Below are 15,399 nucleotides of genomic sequence, written 5' to 3'. Positions count from 1 at the left end.
TTTTCATACATGGATATTCCTGATTTTGAAACCATAATGGCCCCATTACTGAATACTGTAAAAGATGGTAAAGAATATGCAATGACAGATATTGAAAATAAACTAATTCAGCACTTTGATTTATCTGAAGAAGAACGAAATCAACTAAAACCAAGTAGTTCACATGAAACAATCTTTCAAAATAGAATGCGATGGGCTAGATTTTATCTGAAAAAAGCAGGACTACTTGAAGATCCAAGACGAGGACATACAAAAATTACCTCTCAAGGCATAGAAGTTGCAAAAACAAACCCTCAACGAATTGATATTAAATTTTTGATGCAGTTTCAGCCCTTTGTTGAATTTTACTCTAAAAAGAAGTCACCTGAAATTGAAAGGCCCATGGTCCAATATGGAGAAAATTTTGCAGGATATACACCAGAGGATCTAATCATAGAAGGATATCAAGAACTTAGAGCAAATTTACAAAAAGAATTACTGGATAGATTAGAGAATAACTCTCCACAGTTTTTTGAAAGACTAGTTTTAGAATTGATAAGAAAGATGGGTTATGGAATCGATCACAAGGTACTAGGAAGAACAGGGGATGGAGGAATTGATGGAGTAATTAAAGAAGACAAATTGGGTTTGGATGAAATTTATTTTCAAGCAAAACGCTGGAAGAATACTGTTCCAATACACCAAGTAAGAGATTTCGGAGGCGCACTCTTAGGGAAAAAATCTAAAAAAGGAATTTTCATTACAACATCTGATTTTTCATCAGATGCCTATGAATATGTAAAGACACCAGATGCAAAGATTGTCCTGATTAATGGAGACCAACTAACACAATACATGATTGACTATGATGTTGGTGTACAAACTGCAGAAACATATAGTCTTAAAAAAATAGATGAAGATTATTTTGAGAGTTAATTCTTTTTTGGAATAGAATTTTTTACTTTTCTCTTTTTTGTAGATGGTTGTAACTCTTTTAGAACTGCTTTGATTAACAGATAGTCTCTTTCTAGTATTTTACCCAGAGTTTGATTAATGTCCTTTAGAGTGGGGTCAGTATATTCAAAGGGATTTTCATTCCATCTGATAAATGAGCGTTCTAGGTGGTCTGAATACTCTTGTAGGATTTTGATTGCTTTTGCTTTTGTCATTATGATAAATTCTTACATAAGTTAATCTTATTCTTAATCAGGTATCTGATTAATTCTCTCTAAATCTGAAAATGGGTTTTTTCTTTCAAATTGATTTAGAAGAATATACGCTGCAATTCCAAAACATCGAACTGCATCTTTTTGAGTTATCTGCTTCCAATCATGAACAAATGAATTTCGCTTTTTTCTCATTTCATCGATAACTTTTCTAGAAGAATCAGGTATTTTTCCAACTTGAGATAATACTTCGATTTTATTGTATGCCGTCCATGAGACAAATCCTGCTAATGCATCTGTTTCAACTTTTGTACGAGAAAGAGTTGCAATATGTTTTTTCCAAAATTCATCAATAAAATTTTCTATGAAAACCCAACAGAACATGAAACCTGCAGAAGGGGATAATTCGTATATGTGACTCCAACCCTCAGCCAACAATATGAGGCGGTTTACTAATTTTGTATTTTTTTTATATTTATTAGCACGATTTAGAACAAAATTCATTCGCTCAATAGAAATCCAATTCCTTGGAAAAGCATGAGCTATTCGACCATAACGTCCTCCTTCATCTCTATCTAAGGCAATGTAGTTTCTTTCAGTTAATTTTAAGGCATTAAACTCAATTTGATTTAGATTTTTATGAAAAATAACATGTCCAAGATCAGGAGAAGTTGCCTGTTTGGCATAATGTATGCTGTGTAATATTGATGTGGCAAAAATCAAGTTGATATAATTTAATGTCTTTTTTTTATCGTCTGAAATTACGGCTACAAACCCATCATCAGTTACCAGTGTAACATGATCCTTGAATTTTCTCTTTATCACGATGTTTCTATATGACCGGCCTGATTTTTTTGGTGGGGCCCTAGGTAAAATACCGGGTTTATCATTTATGAATACAAATGGGTAAAAAAATATCCCAAATCCAGTAACACAGTTGTTATCAACGTTCATCAATTTTACATAATTTACAACAAAATAACCATTCTCCAACAAATCATAACGTCCGTTAGTTCTAGATGCGTCGTAAAATTATGCCTAAGAGGGGGTCGTTCTCTTTTTACTCTTTATCGATAAACTCATCAACAGTTGGTGGGTCGGGTGCCAGTCCCTTTCTCTTTCGAATCTCAACTATTGCTTCAGATAATCTAGATTTTGGAACCTCAGCCCACATCTTAAAGTGAGAGTTCCACATTGCTTTTCCAGCAGTTTGTCCTCTCATCTCTTCTGATAGTGTAAAGGTCTCTGATGCTGGAATCTCACCAGTTACAATACTTAGTGCGCCTTTTTGTGACATGTCAAGTACTTTGCCCCTCTTTCCAGAAAGAACAGTTGCTACGTTTCCAACCATGTCAGTTGGCACTCTAACTTCTATAGCTAAAATTGGCTCTAATAGTGAAGTTCCTGCAGTGAGTAGTGCACCCATGCATGCACGACGTGAAGCAGGTCCTAGTTGTGATAGACCTCTGTGTGCAGTGTCCTCGTGTGGAACAAAGTGAGTAAATGTGAATTTACAGTCCCTCATCTGCTCTTTACAGAGTGGACCTTCTTTCATTACTTCTTCAAATCCAGAGTTAATAGAGTCAGTTGATTCGCCAACAAACTGGACACCTTTTGTTCCATTAATCATAACGTTTCCACGTGAATCTAATTTCATAATTCTCTTGATAGTATCAGTGTCCCACCCTTGGGCTTTGAGCAAATCTGCCATCTCCTTTTTGTCTTTCATCTCACCAATTTGGCCAGAACGTAACATGTCACCAATCTTTGGCTCCAGTGGCTCAACTTTCATGAAAATCTTGTTGTGTCTGTTTGGTGATTTTGACATGATAGGCTCACATGCGCCCTTGACAGTCTCTCTATAGTTGATCAAGGGTTCTGATGTAATAATTTCAATTTTGGTATCCTGAATACGATGAGTTGCAACATCAAGGTGCAGTACACCCATTCCAGCAATGATAGTCTCACCGCTTTCTTCATCAATTTTTACAACAAGGTTTGGATCCTCAATGGTTAGTTGACGTAACACCTCAACAAGTTTTGGTAAGTCCTTTGGATGCTTTGGCTCAACTGCAACCTGAACTACTGGTTCAGATACATAGCTTACACCTTCAAACATTTTGATTCCGCTAACAGAGGATATGGTATTACCAGAACGAGCTTCAATTAGTCCCATTAGTGCTGGAATGTTTCCTGCACCAAGCTCACCTACCTGTTCCCTTTGGTTTCCCATGAAAAAGTTTACTGATTGAATTCTTCCTTCACGTTTTGCATCAATGATGTTAATTGTTTGGCCATCTTTTATGGTTCCAGAGAATAATCTACCTACTGCCACAGGTCCTGCTGCCTTGTCAAGTACCATGTTTACTACCATCATGATAGTTGGACCATCATCTTTGCATGCAAGCAAAGCCTTTCCAATATCTGAATCCAAATCACCCTTCCAAATTTTTGGAATTCTGTATCTTTGTGCTTCATGTGGTGGTGGATGATGTTTTACAACCATTCCAAGTACTGCCTCAGCTAGTGGCGCTTTTGCTACTAGTTCATCTACTTTACCATTTTGATAAGCATCAATTACATCTTTGAATGTGATTCCTTTTTCCTTCATAACATCAACGTTGATTGCCCACTTGTCTTTTGCAGAGCCAAATGTTACACTAGCCTCCTGAATCTTTACCTTCCACTTGTCTTTGTAATCAGGTTCTGCATAGGTGTCAATTAGGTCATTAAAGTTAGATACTACATTTGCAAGAGTCTCTTGCATCTTTTCAGGAGTTAATCTCAATTCCTTGATGAGCCTGTCTACTTTGTTGATAAACAAAACTGGTTTTACTCTTTCCTCAAGTGCCATTCTAGTTACGGTCTCAGTTTGAGTCATGATTCCCTCTACTGCATCACATACTACTACTGCACCGTCAATTGCTCGAAGGCTTCTAACTACTCTACCACTAAAGTCTACGTGACCTGGAGTATCAATCATGTTAATGACGTATTCAGTTCCTTTGTGGGTATAGTGTAATGTTACATTTGCTTGGTAAATTGTAATTCCTCTCTCTTGCTCTTCTTTATCAAAGTCCATTGCAAGTGCAGTTCCTGCTGCAGAGGGTGCAATAATTCCAGAGTGAGCTAAAAGGCTATCACTCATTGTTGTCTTTCCGTGGTCTACGTGAGCAATGACACCAAAGTTTCGGATCTGCTCCTTATTTTTGATGATCTTTAAGACCTGCTCAGTTGACTTGTACTTTGCCATATTCGCAAATCCTTGGTCTTGAGGTATTAAATCTTATGAAGAAATATCAGTAGATCATCTTATCACTTGCATTACGTAGTTTTTTTGATGTAACAAAATGACAATCTTTTTGGCCTTTTTTCTTTGCCAAGTTTAATGGAACAAGCTGAGAAAAAAAGGTGTAAAAAAGAAATTGTGAAATTTTATTAGCACTTGGCGGATCAGGATGAATAACGTTTAATCCTATTTTTTTGAGTTGTTTTGCAAGATTAGAATTGTGTGGATTTTTTTTCTCAAAGATTACAATGGTATCGCCAGGAACACATGAGAATAACTCCATGTGTGAGAACTGCTCAATTCTTTCATAGTATGCGTCATATCCCAAAATTTCATAGAGTTTTGCAGCAGCATACATTGCAGAAGGATATGTTAACAGATTTCCTAAAAAGAAGACCCTCTTTCCAAGACTAATTCTTTGTGCCTGTCTTTTTGCACTCTGAAAAATTTTCTTAGAATCTTTAATTTTAAAATGATTCACCAAAGAGATACACATTAATGCAGATTCTAAATAGCTGATACTTCCTGCAGTAAAGACATCATTGTTTGGAAACTTTAATGGAATGATTCGTGAAACTGTTTTGCCAAGTTTGTTTTGAGGGTTTGCAGTTATTCCAATGGAGTGCTTTGCAAGCTTTGCCACCCGGATATTAGATATTGTTCTGCCAGATATTGATACTATACAGACATCATTATTTCTTGGGATAGTAGGATTCTTTAGCAGGTCTAGTGGGTCCATGGCACGCACACGAAATTCAGAGAATGCTTCAGCAAGCATGGATGCTGCAAGGGAATCACCACTGCCACAAAAGATTGTTTTTGATTGTTTGTTCCTTGGGATGACACTACATGGTTTGAATTTTCCCAAACACTCTACCTGAAGGTTGATGTCTTTTTCATATGCCTCTATAGTTTGCACTAAAATGTTGTATTGTACCCCAATTATTATTTTGAGTGTTCTCTAATTTTCTATAATTTCTAGATGAGATTTTTCTAGATGATCGGATATTTTGTTGAGCTCTTTTGTGTTTAGATGAGGTAGTCTCTTTGATGCTTCTCTGATTTTGTCTGCCATATGGGTTGTAATTACCATGGAATAATCAAACAAGTAAAATCATAAGTAAACTAGTATGTTCAAAAAAGAACACAGATTCTTTGTGACTTTGATTTTTATATCCAAGTTTTTGAGCTAGACTGTGGAAATTTCAGTTGGACATACTCCTGATTCTGATGATGCATTCATGTTTTATGGAATGTTTACAGGAAAGGTTCAATCATCAGATTTTACTGTAAAGCATGTCATTGAAGATATTGAAAAGCTAAACAGAAAAGCGATAAATCCAGTATTAGATGTCACTGCAGTCTCTGTTCATGCATGCGCCTACATTCCAGGATATACCATTCTAAGAAGTGGGGGAAGTTTTGGGATAGGATACGGACCAATTGTTACTGCAAAAAAATCCATGACACTTGATGAGCTAAAAGATTCAAAGATTGCAATTCCAGGAAAGATGACTTCGGCATTTTTGCTACTACAACTAATGATTGGAAAATTTGACTATGTCGAGATGAATTTTAGTGACATTCCAAAGGCAGTCAGTGATGGAAAGGTGGATGCAGGACTAGTCATTCATGAAACGCAGCTGTCCTATGAGCAAGAGGGAAACAAAAAGCTCTTTGATGTAGGGGAGTGGTGGAATGACACCACAAATGGATTGCCAGTACCACTAGGAATCAATGTAATGAAGACATCACTAGGTACTGATTTGATATCAAAGTTTGATAGATATCTCCAGGATTCCATAGAATATGGATTGAAGAATCTTGATGATGCAATGGAGTATGCCATGCAGTATAGCAGAGGAAAATCAAAGGATTTGATTGAGAAATTTGTAATGATGTACGTAAATGATGTAACTGTAAACATGGGTGATTCAGGTGAAAAATCAATTAGAACATTTTTTGAGATGGCAAAAGAAAAGAATCTTGTGCCAGACTTTGAGCTAAAAATAGCTCCATAATTATACTCCAATTTCCAATATACAACATGGGTGACGGAATCGGAGGTCCTGTGATTAATTGTCTCTCAGGCGACATTTTTGAAATGTCAGTGACACATTTTCGCAAGGACAACAAGGAGCAGTATGATGTGCTAGAAAGAATTCAGATATCAAAGATCGATAATCCAGATGAGCCACAGTACCAAGAAAAGACAAAAGAAGATCTAGAGCGAGCACTGAAAGGAAAGTTTGTCACATGTAATGTAATGTACAGAGACAAAAAGACAGACAGATTGGTTTGTAACATTTTTGTTCAAAGACCACCAGAAGGATTCTAGGAAAATACTCTAAATACGGTAAAATGCCAAGTATTATTACAAATGGTTCTAATCGATAGAAAAATTCTACTTGGAGGAATTGCAATGATTGCAGTTGGAACCATTCTCACACTTTATCTAAACGAATCAATGCCAGTTGGAGTTTCTGGAATGTCAGATGAGGAAGCAATTGATCTAATACTAAAACAAAGAGAGAATCAAGACTTTACAACTTTGGCAGGAATTTTAATTGGAGTAGGATTTCTATTGGTACTGATTAGCTTTGGTGCAAGAAGAAAGAGACCAGGCAGTGCTAAAAAGACAGAAAAAAAGCCAGCACAATAATCAAAGATTTTAATCAAACACAGAGTAATTACATTCATTGATTCATGCAGAAATTAGCCTGTATCCGATTGGCACCAACACAACTAGTGCAAGCTTTTACATCGCAAAGGCAATCGAGGTGATTAAAGACTATGAAGGAGTACGATACGAGGTAAATCCCATGGGTACAATTCTGGAATCAACTAGCATTGATAAAATTTATGATGCTGCAAAGATGATGATGGAAGTAATTCACAACCTAGGAGTACATCGAGTAGAAGTAATCATCAAAGTAGATTCAAGGATGGATAAAAACCAAAAGTTAGAAGAAAAGATGGAATCAATAAAAAAGCAGTTAGGTTCCTAGAATTTTTTTAGAACTTTAAAGTGAGTGTTTCTCTGAGCGGGAACGCGTCCAATCTCTTTTACCATGTTTGCAAGCTCTAACACTGAGGAATCAGTAGGCTTTCCTGCAGCACGATAAATCTCCTCAGAGAATGCTGTTCCAACCAAGTCACTTCCACCATTTGATAGTGCAACTTGAGCTAGCTTTTTGCCAAAGGCAACCCAGTATACAGAGATGTTGTTTAACACACCTGCAAGCATCAATCGAGACAATGCAATAACTTTTAGATCATAGATTGATGATGATTCATGAGTAACAAGGTTCTCTTGCTCTAGCTCAGTATTATCAAGACTAAACTTTAATGGAATTAATGTTAAAAATCCATTTGTCTTTTTTTGCAGTTCGCGAATTTTTATTAGATGATCAACTATGTGTTCTGGTTTTTCAATGTGACCATACAGCATTGTAACGTTGCTCTGAATCCCAAGATTATGTGCTTCTTCGATGGTGTTTAGCCATTCTTGTCCACTACACTTTCCACGAACAATCTTTTGTCTAATATCTGGATGAAATAGTTCTGCTCCTCCACCAGGCATAGAGTCAAGACCTGCATCTTTTAGTCTAGATAAGATTTCTTTAGTAGAAATTTTTGTTAGTTTTGAAAGATAGAAGATCTCTGCAGCAGTAAATGCTTTGATATTCAAATCGGGATGATTCTTTTTGATAATTCGCATCATGTCTTCGTAATAGTCAAGTGGTAATTTTGGATGAAATCCTCCAACAATGTGAACTTCAGTAGCGCCCATGTTTTTTGCGATTCCAACTCTTTGCTCAATTTGCTCAGGAGTCAGTGTGTAGGCATCTTCTTCGTCACCTTTACGATAAAAGGCACACATCTGGCAGCTTGCAGCACAAACGTTTGTGTAATTCATGTAGTATGATGCTGCAAAGGTTACAGTATCGCCAACTAGTTTTTTTCGAGTGATATCTGCTACTGCGCCAAGCATGTGAAGATTATCATAATTTAGCAGCTCCATTCCGTCATCAAAGGATAATTCCTCTCCAGCTATTGCCTTCTCAAGTGCCTTTGATTGACCGATTAGTTGCTCTAACATAATCACCTCACCGAATCTGCAAATATATAACTTGAGAGAGGATATACAGTATCATGGTACTTCCTCTAGTTGATGAAGCAGATCCAAAATGTTACCTGTGCCATGAAAAATTCAAAAGTATTGACGAGATGCAAAAGCACCAAAAATCAGCACATAAGGAATTCTTTGAGTTTCATGAACAGACTCAAAAACGCGAGCCAGCACCAGGCGATGTTACTGTTTTTTAGATTCTTTCTTTATTGATTTTAGCAAGTCTTTAGCTATTTCTGTACTGATATTTGGCAGGTCATAGTCTTTGTCAATTGCCAGTGCTTTCTTAAAGTATGATATTGCGTCTTGGAGTTTTCCCATCTCACCTAGTGAAAGGCCCTTGTATGCTAGTGCCATTGCAGATTTTTTATCGATTCGAATTGCCTTGTCATAGTATGAGATTGCCTCATCATATTTTTTCATCGTATGCAGTAAAGAACCAAGGTTAACTAGAAGATCAGTATTTTTGGAATCTATTTTGAGTGCAGATTGGTAAACCTTTAGTGCACTCTTGTATCTTTGCATGGTTTGTAGTGTAACTGCTTTATCAATTAATGCTTGAATGTTTTCTGGTTCTTCATTTAGTGCCTTGTCATAAATTTTCAAGGCCTCATCAAAGTTACCATCTTCACACAAATCATATGCTTCCATTAATAGCTGCATAACCCTTTTGCCCAACAGAATCAATTAACATTTGATAAATCTCATACATTAACCCTTGGTTAAGAGTACACAAAATTATGATGCTTGTTTGTCTCGAGGATCCAATTCGAGGGATTTGTTAAAGCATTCTACTGCCTCATCGTATCTTCCCATACTACGTAAAGTGACACCTTTTAGATTCCAAAGATCAGGATTAGTTTGGTCTTGCAGTAACGCTTGATCAAAAAAAGCCAGTGCACCCTCAAAGTCACCATCTTGGAGACGAGATTTTCCTTTTTGGACCAGCTCACCAATAGTAACCATACAGAGAATCCCTGTCTGTTTATTTTAAACATACGTGTGTTAAACTCTCAATGATATAGAGGTAAGATAATGAGTCTAAACATTCTCATTGCAGAAGACAATCAGTATACTGCATTACAGTATGAGCGAATACTATCAAAGTATGGCCACAAAGTAGTACTCACAAAAGATGGACAGGAGTGTATTGACACATACAAGAGCTCTGCTGGAAAAAAAGAGTTTGAACAATTAGACAAAAATCCATTTGATGTTGTAATTTTAGATCAATCAATGCCAAAGGTCACAGGTTCCCAGGCAGCTGAAGAGATTCTAAAGACAAAACCAAGTCAAAAGATTGTTTTTGCATCAGCATATGGATTAACAGCAGAGAAAAATTCTGATTCCTTTAAAGACAGAGTTCAATTTCTGCAAAAACCATTCTCATTGACAAAACTGGTTAAGACAATTACTGAATAAATCTCAGTATTGATTTACATTCATTCAAAAAAATCAAAAAAAACTAAATGTATTTTTACTTGATTACTCAACATACATCATGGATGAGATTGATGAGAAGATTCTCAGGAATCTGTTAGTAGATGCACGATTATCTGCAAGACAACTATCACTAAAGCTTGGAATGTCAACTGTTACAGTATTATCTCGAATAAAAAAGCTAGAAAAGCAGAAGATTATCAAAGGTTATTCAGCAAGGCTAGATGATGAGCAGCTTGGATATCATCTTACTGCGATTATAGAAGTGGTAGCAAAAAAAGACAAGTTAGTCCAAGTAGAAGAGAAACTATCAGGAATTGAGAATGTTTGTGCAGTGTATGATATTACTGGAAGTACAGATACGTTAATCATTGCAAAATTTAAGGGAAGAAGTGATTTGAGCTCATTTGTGAAGAGTTTATCATCAATTCCAAATGTAGAAAACACAATCACACACGTAGTTCTCAATACGGTAAAAGAAGATTTTAGATTAACATAGGTAAACCATCATGAAGAAATTTCTACTGGTTGGATTTGCATACTTGATGTTTATTCAAGGTGTATCTGCTCAGGAATCAAACGCTACAGATGATGTACCAGACCTTACCATGACAGAGCTAATCATACTCTTTTCGGTATCAATTATTGTGGTAACTGGGATTATACTCTACATCACAAGGGAGATTATCTTTAGAAAAAAGTTAGAGTATGATAAAAAAAATCTAGGCTCTAAAAAGGATAGAGATTATGAAAAGTATCATTCTGATTGGACAGATGACTATGAAGACTTTACTTCAAAAAAGAAGAAATTTGATGATAACTTTAGAAAGGACTTGGAAGAATCAAATCTGCCAAATTTTTACGAGGTGCTTGGAGTTCCAAAGACTGCAACTCAAAATGAAATCAAGACAAAGTTTAGACAGCTTGCAAAGGAATTGCACCCAGATAGAACAAAAGACAAATCATCAGAGGATAAAATGTCAGAGATAAACAGGGCCTATGAGGTATTATCAGATCCTGACAAAAAAGAGCAGTATGACAAGTATCTAAGCTAGGAATATTCAGAGTTTACAACGATAAGATTTAGCTCAACATGAGATGAGCTCTGCATTGAATTAGTCAAGTATGCCTTGATTGAGACTGCTTTTTTTGCACCATCTTCAGATATGCTAGTCATGATTTCAAGTGGATGATAATCAGTATTAGGACCTAGCATGAATTGTGATAATTTTGAGACTATACTGGTATCATCAACTGTTGCTTTCATCTTGTATGCTATCTTATCAGAAAAGTAAACTCCACCTCGCAGAGTTGGAGAATTGACAGGAGTTGTTGATTTTTTTATAGAGACATTCCTTAGATTGAATTTTTGCTCATTGATATCAAGTGAAAAATCTAATGATGTGGCATTATCAGAGATTAACTCCAAAATATTCTCACATTGCATGTGTTTTAAAAAAAATAACTATTGTATTGAATCTTACTGTAAAAATAAGAAAAAAGGGTTAGATTCTAACCACACCTGATTGAAGGACATTTAATTTCTTTAAAAAATCCGCTCTGACTTGTCTCATAGAATTTCGAATTTCAGAGGGAGCGACTTTGTGCTTTTCTTGTAATTGCTCAACGATCTCTTTTTTTGTTACACCATCTTTGTCAAGCAGAGACAGTATATCGTTGTAAAGATTTTGAGTATTTTTCTTCATTGATAAAGCCTGTTTTGTTTTCATAAAAGAAGAGACGGCCAAAGAGGATTAGTTCATTCGTGTGTCATGAATAGACAAACAATTGTTGTTCATACTGGTAAAGCTACACCTCAAATCACATTTTTTTAAAAGAATTTCTTATTGGACAAACAGAATTTCCTTGAAGGATTGATCGTATTTTCTGTTATGACAGGTATTTTACTTCCAGTTAGACTAGTTTTTGTAGAATATGTTTCAGATGACTGGTTTGGTTCGTTTGGAATCATTTCAGCAATTTCAGTTTTAATGATAGTGCTCATCAGAAAGAACAAACTTGGAAAGTTTGGAGTAATTTTCCAAAGACAGATTGATAAAATTCAGCATGGCAAAAAGGGAAAGTTAGTCTATGCACAATCAGTGTTCTTTCTTCTCATATTGGGTGGAACAATCTTTGCAATTGAACAAGGAAACTCCACATATCTTGATATCAAAAATTCAATAGAAACAGAACATGCAGAGTTTTCAAACCCACAGGAACTACTAGAACAGACTGAGCAGATTCAACCACATGAGTGGGTTTATGGCATAATTGGCCTGTTTATGGCAATATTTCTTGCATTTCCACAGGTTGCAGCAGTGTTTGCTGTGTTAAATGACACATTTGATGGCTGGATTCTTCACTTTTACACAGTAGCATTTGTAGAGTACCTAGAATTGATTGCAATCTTGATAGGATATCGTTTTGCATTTAAAACAAAGCCAGATGTGTCATTTCAAAATTCTCATCATTGATTGAAACATCGTTTCAATTCATCTCAAGAGAATCATCCCCTGATACAACTTTAAAAACCAGAATCATACTTTGATAATGATGCAAAGGGTCGCGGTCCCCCACGCTTTAAGAAATGAAATTAGAACTTTGGCATCAGAATGCGGTCTAGATTCTGATTGCTATACTGAGATGTTAGACTATACGATTGATTTGTTTAATTCACAAGGACTTGGGTCAGATTATTTTGGTTATCATAACATTGATCATGAATTAGAAGTGACATATGTCACACTATTAGCTGCCAAATGGGACAGCATATTAAATGAGATAAAAGATGAAGATATGAAGTACCTTTATGCTGCAGCTTTGTTTCATGATTTTGATCCTCAAAAGAGTGTAGACAAACCACACGAAGAAAGCGTCATTAAATTTATCAGCCTTGATAGAAAATTACGAGAACTATTAGATTCTGCAGGATTAGATATTGAGCTCATCAAAGTTTTGATTCACAGAACGACATTTCCTTGGGCAGGCAAGCTGAAAAAAAATGCAGAAGAAAAAATCCAAGAATGTTTTCAAAATTCAGACATTACACGAAACAATCAACAAGCAAGACTGCACTTTATGCAGCTTGGAGAATTTTTATCAATTGTAGACAGAGTTAGCGGGTATACTCTTGGCGACTTTTCAAAAGGAATGGACATGGCAAAAAAGAATGCCCATGCACTTGGTTGGCATCCATCACTTATCACACAGCGTTCTGTTTCATACTTTGAAACGCTCTTAAACGGTGAAGCAGTTCTTACCCAAAGAGTTCTAAAGTCACTGCCTCAAGAAATGAGAAAAAACTTTATGGATAATGTTTTGTCATTTTTTAAGTTAAGAGAAAGAGAGATACAAATTCAAGGCGATTACATATACGATAACCTAAAACTTGTGCCTGTAATTGAAAAGATGAGCACAAGAAACGATGAAGAATTTATCAAAACACTGTATGATATCTATATTGAGCTTCCAAAGCCATTACAATTTGATCGAGAAAACTTTGAGCAGTCAATAAAAAATCCTGAAATAATTTTAAACACATTACGAAAAGGAGATTGCTCTGGGGAGATAATCGGTTTTGCAAAGGGCGGTCCACTTGAAGGATATACTCTCAGACCGGAGATAAGAGATGAAAATTACGGATTAAACAATACTGCATTCTTAGAACCAGTTGCATTGAAGATGGGATACTGGGGACTGCGTGGTGGAAGTGAGATGAGACACTTGTTTACAATGCAAGCTCATGCAAAAAAATTCAAGTATCTAACAAGCTTTGCACTGCGAGACGTAATTAGAAAACGTGTAGAGAGTCATGAGAATGCAGAGTTTGTTGCATTATTTGATCCTGAAAGATGGGACTATTACAGGATTCAACTCTAAATTAATGAATTCAAAATTACTAAAGCTAAAACTCTCAAAAATTATCAAAGGAGAAATCTTTACTCAAAAAGAAGTACTAGCATTTTACTCTGTAGATTCTAGCTCATATCAGGTCTTTCCACGTATAGTAGTGATTCCAAAAGACAGAAAGGATGTCATTAGTATCGTAAAGTTTGCGGTAAAAAATAAAATTCCAATAGTACCCAGAGGAGCAGGCACAGGCCTAGTAGGTAGTGCTCTAGGAAGCGGCATCATCTTAGATATGAGAAATTTTTCCAAGTTTTCACTCTCAAGGAATTATGTAACTCTAGAGCCAGGAGTACAAAAGGGGATTTTAGACAAGGCACTATCGAGTAAAGGAAAAATTTTTGGACCAAATCCTTCAGTTGGCTCTTATTGTGCAATTGGAGGAATGATTGGAAACAACTCTAGTGGAAGCAGGTCATTAAGGTATGGTGCAATAATTGACAATCTTTTAGAGATTACCATAGTCAATGGAGAAGGCAAAGTCATCAAATTTCCAACAAAAAGCAAAACCACACAAAAAATTCTCAGCCTTGCCAAAAGGATAAACAAAGAAAAATTCCCAAAAGTTACAAAAAACTCCTGTGGGTACAGATTAGATAGAATAACGAATCTTGATGATGTTCCAAAGATTATTGCAGGCTCTGAAGGAACGCTTGGAGTAATTCTTTCTGCAAAGTTAAAGATCTATGATAAACCAAAAAAACGAATCCTGTATTTACTAGAATACAAATCTGCACTCGATGCACTAAATGACTGTCATTATATCGTAAAAAGTAATCCAGTTGCCCTTGAATATGTCGATAAAAACACCATAGAAAGCATTCCAGAAAAGTTTTCAAAAAATATTGGTGCAATGCTATTTTTAGAGTATGATTCAAACAACAAGTATCAATTCAAAACACAGCACATCCACGGTAAAGTATTCAAAAAGATAACAAAGGATAAAGAAATCAACACGTGGTGGAAGTACAGAGACTCTTCTTTGGCATATAGCCTCAAAAAGATATCAAAAAAAGAAAGGTCATTTCACATAATTGAGGATGGAACTGTTCCAGTAAAGGAGCTACGAGTGATTTTAGAAACAATACACCAAATAGAAAAAAAATACAAATGCAGATCTATAATCTATGGCCATGCAGGAAACGGAAATTTACATGTTAGACTAATTATGAAAAATCAAAGTGCGCAAACAATTCGAAGTATTGCCCAACACTATTTCAAAAGAATCATCAGTGTTAGGGGAAGCATCACAGGCGAGCATGGAGATGGCTTGGCAAGATCAGAATTTGTTAGAAAACAATATGGGAATCAAAACTATACCATCTTTAAAATTCTCAAAAAAGAGTTTGACCCACATAATATTTTGAATCCGGGCAAAAAGATCACATCAAAACCAATGACTGAAAATCTAATAATCGATTCAGGATTGAAAAGTTCGACTATAACTAAATAAAAATTTGTACGCAAAGGCTTTAGTATCTAAA

The 15,399-nt window shown here is 35.8% G+C and carries 20 protein-coding genes; 11 read left to right on the top strand and 9 right to left on the bottom strand.

Annotated elements, in window-relative coordinates:
* The first annotated feature begins 9 nt into the window (after positions 1-9).
* Positions 10-915 (top strand): restriction endonuclease, encoded by a 906-nt coding sequence (locus DWQ18_03935; protein RDJ34059.1) that lies wholly within the window; start codon positions 10-12, stop codon positions 913-915.
* Here the strand turns inward: DWQ18_03935 and DWQ18_03930 are convergent.
* From DWQ18_03930 to DWQ18_03915, 4 genes are all read right to left on the bottom strand, one after another.
* Positions 912-1,148, bottom strand: coding sequence for a hypothetical protein (locus tag DWQ18_03930; GenBank protein ID RDJ34058.1), 237 nt, complete (start codon positions 1,146-1,148; stop codon positions 912-914). The two genes, DWQ18_03935 and DWQ18_03930, sit on opposite strands and share 4 nt — an antisense overlap.
* Before the next feature lie 33 nt (positions 1,149-1,181).
* The gene (locus tag DWQ18_03925; protein RDJ34057.1) at positions 1,182-2,138 is read right to left on the bottom strand and encodes a DUF4145 domain-containing protein; all 957 of its coding nucleotides are present in this window, start codon (positions 2,136-2,138) and stop codon (positions 1,182-1,184) included.
* Between the two features lie 67 nt (positions 2,139-2,205).
* Positions 2,206-4,398: an elongation factor EF-2 gene (locus DWQ18_03920; protein ID RDJ34056.1), complete on the bottom strand. Its 2,193-nt coding sequence runs from the start codon at positions 4,396-4,398 to the stop codon at positions 2,206-2,208.
* Positions 4,399-4,444: 46 nt separating this feature from the next.
* Positions 4,445-5,353, bottom strand: a complete 909-nt coding sequence (locus DWQ18_03915; GenBank protein RDJ34055.1) for a sugar isomerase — start codon at positions 5,351-5,353, stop codon at positions 4,445-4,447.
* A 277-nt stretch (positions 5,354-5,630) separates the two neighbouring features.
* Here DWQ18_03915 and DWQ18_03910 point away from each other — a divergent pair, with 277 nt between their 5' ends.
* Genes DWQ18_03910 through DWQ18_03895 form a run of 4 tightly spaced genes read left to right on the top strand, consistent with a single transcriptional unit; the run spans position 5,631 to position 7,442 of the window.
* Positions 5,631-6,455 (top strand): ABC transporter substrate-binding protein, encoded by an 825-nt coding sequence (locus tag DWQ18_03910; GenBank protein RDJ34054.1) that lies wholly within the window; start codon positions 5,631-5,633, stop codon positions 6,453-6,455.
* Positions 6,456-6,481: 26 nt separating this feature from the next.
* Positions 6,482-6,772 (top strand): hypothetical protein, encoded by a 291-nt coding sequence (locus DWQ18_03905; protein ID RDJ34053.1) that lies wholly within the window; start codon positions 6,482-6,484, stop codon positions 6,770-6,772.
* A gap of 42 nt (positions 6,773-6,814) precedes the next feature.
* The gene (locus DWQ18_03900; GenBank protein RDJ34052.1) at positions 6,815-7,096 is read left to right on the top strand and encodes a hypothetical protein; all 282 of its coding nucleotides are present in this window, start codon (positions 6,815-6,817) and stop codon (positions 7,094-7,096) included.
* 37 nt (positions 7,097-7,133) lie between these two features.
* Positions 7,134-7,442 (top strand): thiamine-binding protein, encoded by a 309-nt coding sequence (locus tag DWQ18_03895; GenBank protein ID RDJ34051.1) that lies wholly within the window; start codon positions 7,134-7,136, stop codon positions 7,440-7,442.
* On the opposite strand, the gene DWQ18_03890 is transcribed toward DWQ18_03895, so the two are convergent.
* From DWQ18_03890 to DWQ18_03880, 3 genes are all read right to left on the bottom strand, one after another.
* Positions 7,439-8,536, bottom strand: coding sequence for a radical SAM protein (locus tag DWQ18_03890; GenBank protein ID RDJ34050.1), 1,098 nt, complete (start codon positions 8,534-8,536; stop codon positions 7,439-7,441). The genes DWQ18_03895 and DWQ18_03890 overlap by 4 nt on opposite strands.
* 213 nt (positions 8,537-8,749) lie before the next feature.
* A complete protein-coding gene (locus tag DWQ18_03885; GenBank protein ID RDJ34350.1) occupies positions 8,750-9,244 on the bottom strand; it encodes a tetratricopeptide repeat protein in 495 nt (164 codons plus the stop codon).
* 60 nt (positions 9,245-9,304) lie between these two features.
* Positions 9,305-9,532, bottom strand: a complete 228-nt coding sequence (locus DWQ18_03880) for a tetratricopeptide repeat protein (GenBank protein ID RDJ34049.1) — start codon at positions 9,530-9,532, stop codon at positions 9,305-9,307.
* Positions 9,533-9,601: 69 nt separating this feature from the next.
* On the opposite strand from DWQ18_03880, the gene DWQ18_03875 reads away from it, so the two are divergent.
* From DWQ18_03875 to DWQ18_03865, 3 genes are all read left to right on the top strand, one after another.
* Complete coding sequence (locus DWQ18_03875) at positions 9,602-9,988, top strand: response regulator (protein ID RDJ34048.1); 387 nt, start codon at positions 9,602-9,604, stop codon at positions 9,986-9,988.
* Positions 9,989-10,067: 79 nt separating this feature from the next.
* Complete coding sequence (locus tag DWQ18_03870; protein ID RDJ34047.1) at positions 10,068-10,505, top strand: Lrp/AsnC family transcriptional regulator; 438 nt, start codon at positions 10,068-10,070, stop codon at positions 10,503-10,505.
* 349 nt (positions 10,506-10,854) lie between these two features.
* Entirely contained in the window at positions 10,855-11,061 is a 207-nt protein-coding gene (locus tag DWQ18_03865; GenBank protein ID RDJ34349.1) for a hypothetical protein, read from the top strand.
* Here the strand turns inward: DWQ18_03865 and DWQ18_03860 are convergent.
* Positions 11,058-11,453 (bottom strand): hypothetical protein, encoded by a 396-nt coding sequence (locus tag DWQ18_03860; protein ID RDJ34046.1) that lies wholly within the window; start codon positions 11,451-11,453, stop codon positions 11,058-11,060. The two genes, DWQ18_03865 and DWQ18_03860, sit on opposite strands and share 4 nt — an antisense overlap.
* Before the next feature lie 58 nt (positions 11,454-11,511).
* Complete coding sequence (locus DWQ18_03855) at positions 11,512-11,736, bottom strand: hypothetical protein (GenBank protein RDJ34045.1); 225 nt, start codon at positions 11,734-11,736, stop codon at positions 11,512-11,514.
* A gap of 144 nt (positions 11,737-11,880) precedes the next feature.
* On the opposite strand from DWQ18_03855, the gene DWQ18_03850 reads away from it, so the two are divergent.
* From DWQ18_03850 to DWQ18_03840, 3 genes are all read left to right on the top strand, one after another.
* On the top strand, positions 11,881-12,483 hold the full coding sequence (locus DWQ18_03850) for a hypothetical protein (protein ID RDJ34348.1): 603 nt from the start codon (positions 11,881-11,883) through the stop codon (positions 12,481-12,483).
* Between the two features lie 79 nt (positions 12,484-12,562).
* Complete coding sequence (locus DWQ18_03845; GenBank protein ID RDJ34044.1) at positions 12,563-13,888, top strand: hypothetical protein; 1,326 nt, start codon at positions 12,563-12,565, stop codon at positions 13,886-13,888.
* A gap of 4 nt (positions 13,889-13,892) precedes the next feature.
* A complete protein-coding gene (locus DWQ18_03840) occupies positions 13,893-15,368 on the top strand; it encodes an FAD-binding oxidoreductase (protein ID RDJ34043.1) in 1,476 nt (491 codons plus the stop codon).
* Positions 15,369-15,399 lie beyond the last annotated feature (31 nt).

The organism is Thermoproteota archaeon (assembly GCA_003352285.1).
Classification (GTDB): Archaea; Thermoproteota; Nitrososphaeria; order Nitrososphaerales; family Nitrosopumilaceae; genus PXYB01.
The sequence above is the reverse complement of the archived record's forward strand: the minus strand, read 5'-3'. Positions and strand labels throughout refer to the sequence as shown.

Bases quoted from the DNA above. Each gene is read 5' to 3' on its own strand.
- DWQ18_03845 (RDJ34044.1), top strand. From the start codon at position 12,563: ATGCAAAGGGTCGCGGTCCCCCACGCTTTAAGAAATGAAATTAGAACT.
- DWQ18_03920 (RDJ34056.1), bottom strand. From the start codon at position 4,398: ATGGCAAAGTACAAGTCAACTGAGCAGGTCTTAAAGATCATCAAAAAT.
- DWQ18_03890 (RDJ34050.1), bottom strand. From the start codon at position 8,536: ATGTTAGAGCAACTAATCGGTCAATCAAAGGCACTTGAGAAGGCAATA.
- DWQ18_03855 (RDJ34045.1), bottom strand. From the start codon at position 11,736: ATGAAAACAAAACAGGCTTTATCAATGAAGAAAAATACTCAAAATCTT.
- DWQ18_03880 (RDJ34049.1), bottom strand. From the start codon at position 9,532: ATGGTTACTATTGGTGAGCTGGTCCAAAAAGGAAAATCTCGTCTCCAA.
- DWQ18_03900 (RDJ34052.1), top strand. From the start codon at position 6,815: ATGGTTCTAATCGATAGAAAAATTCTACTTGGAGGAATTGCAATGATT.
- DWQ18_03870 (RDJ34047.1), top strand. From the start codon at position 10,068: ATGGATGAGATTGATGAGAAGATTCTCAGGAATCTGTTAGTAGATGCA.
- DWQ18_03875 (RDJ34048.1), top strand. From the start codon at position 9,602: ATGAGTCTAAACATTCTCATTGCAGAAGACAATCAGTATACTGCATTA.
- DWQ18_03840 (RDJ34043.1), top strand. From the start codon at position 13,893: ATGAATTCAAAATTACTAAAGCTAAAACTCTCAAAAATTATCAAAGGA.
- DWQ18_03905 (RDJ34053.1), top strand. From the start codon at position 6,482: ATGGGTGACGGAATCGGAGGTCCTGTGATTAATTGTCTCTCAGGCGAC.
- DWQ18_03860 (RDJ34046.1), bottom strand. From the start codon at position 11,453: ATGCAATGTGAGAATATTTTGGAGTTAATCTCTGATAATGCCACATCA.
- DWQ18_03935 (RDJ34059.1), top strand. From the start codon at position 10: ATGGATATTCCTGATTTTGAAACCATAATGGCCCCATTACTGAATACT.
- DWQ18_03930 (RDJ34058.1), bottom strand. From the start codon at position 1,148: ATGACAAAAGCAAAAGCAATCAAAATCCTACAAGAGTATTCAGACCAC.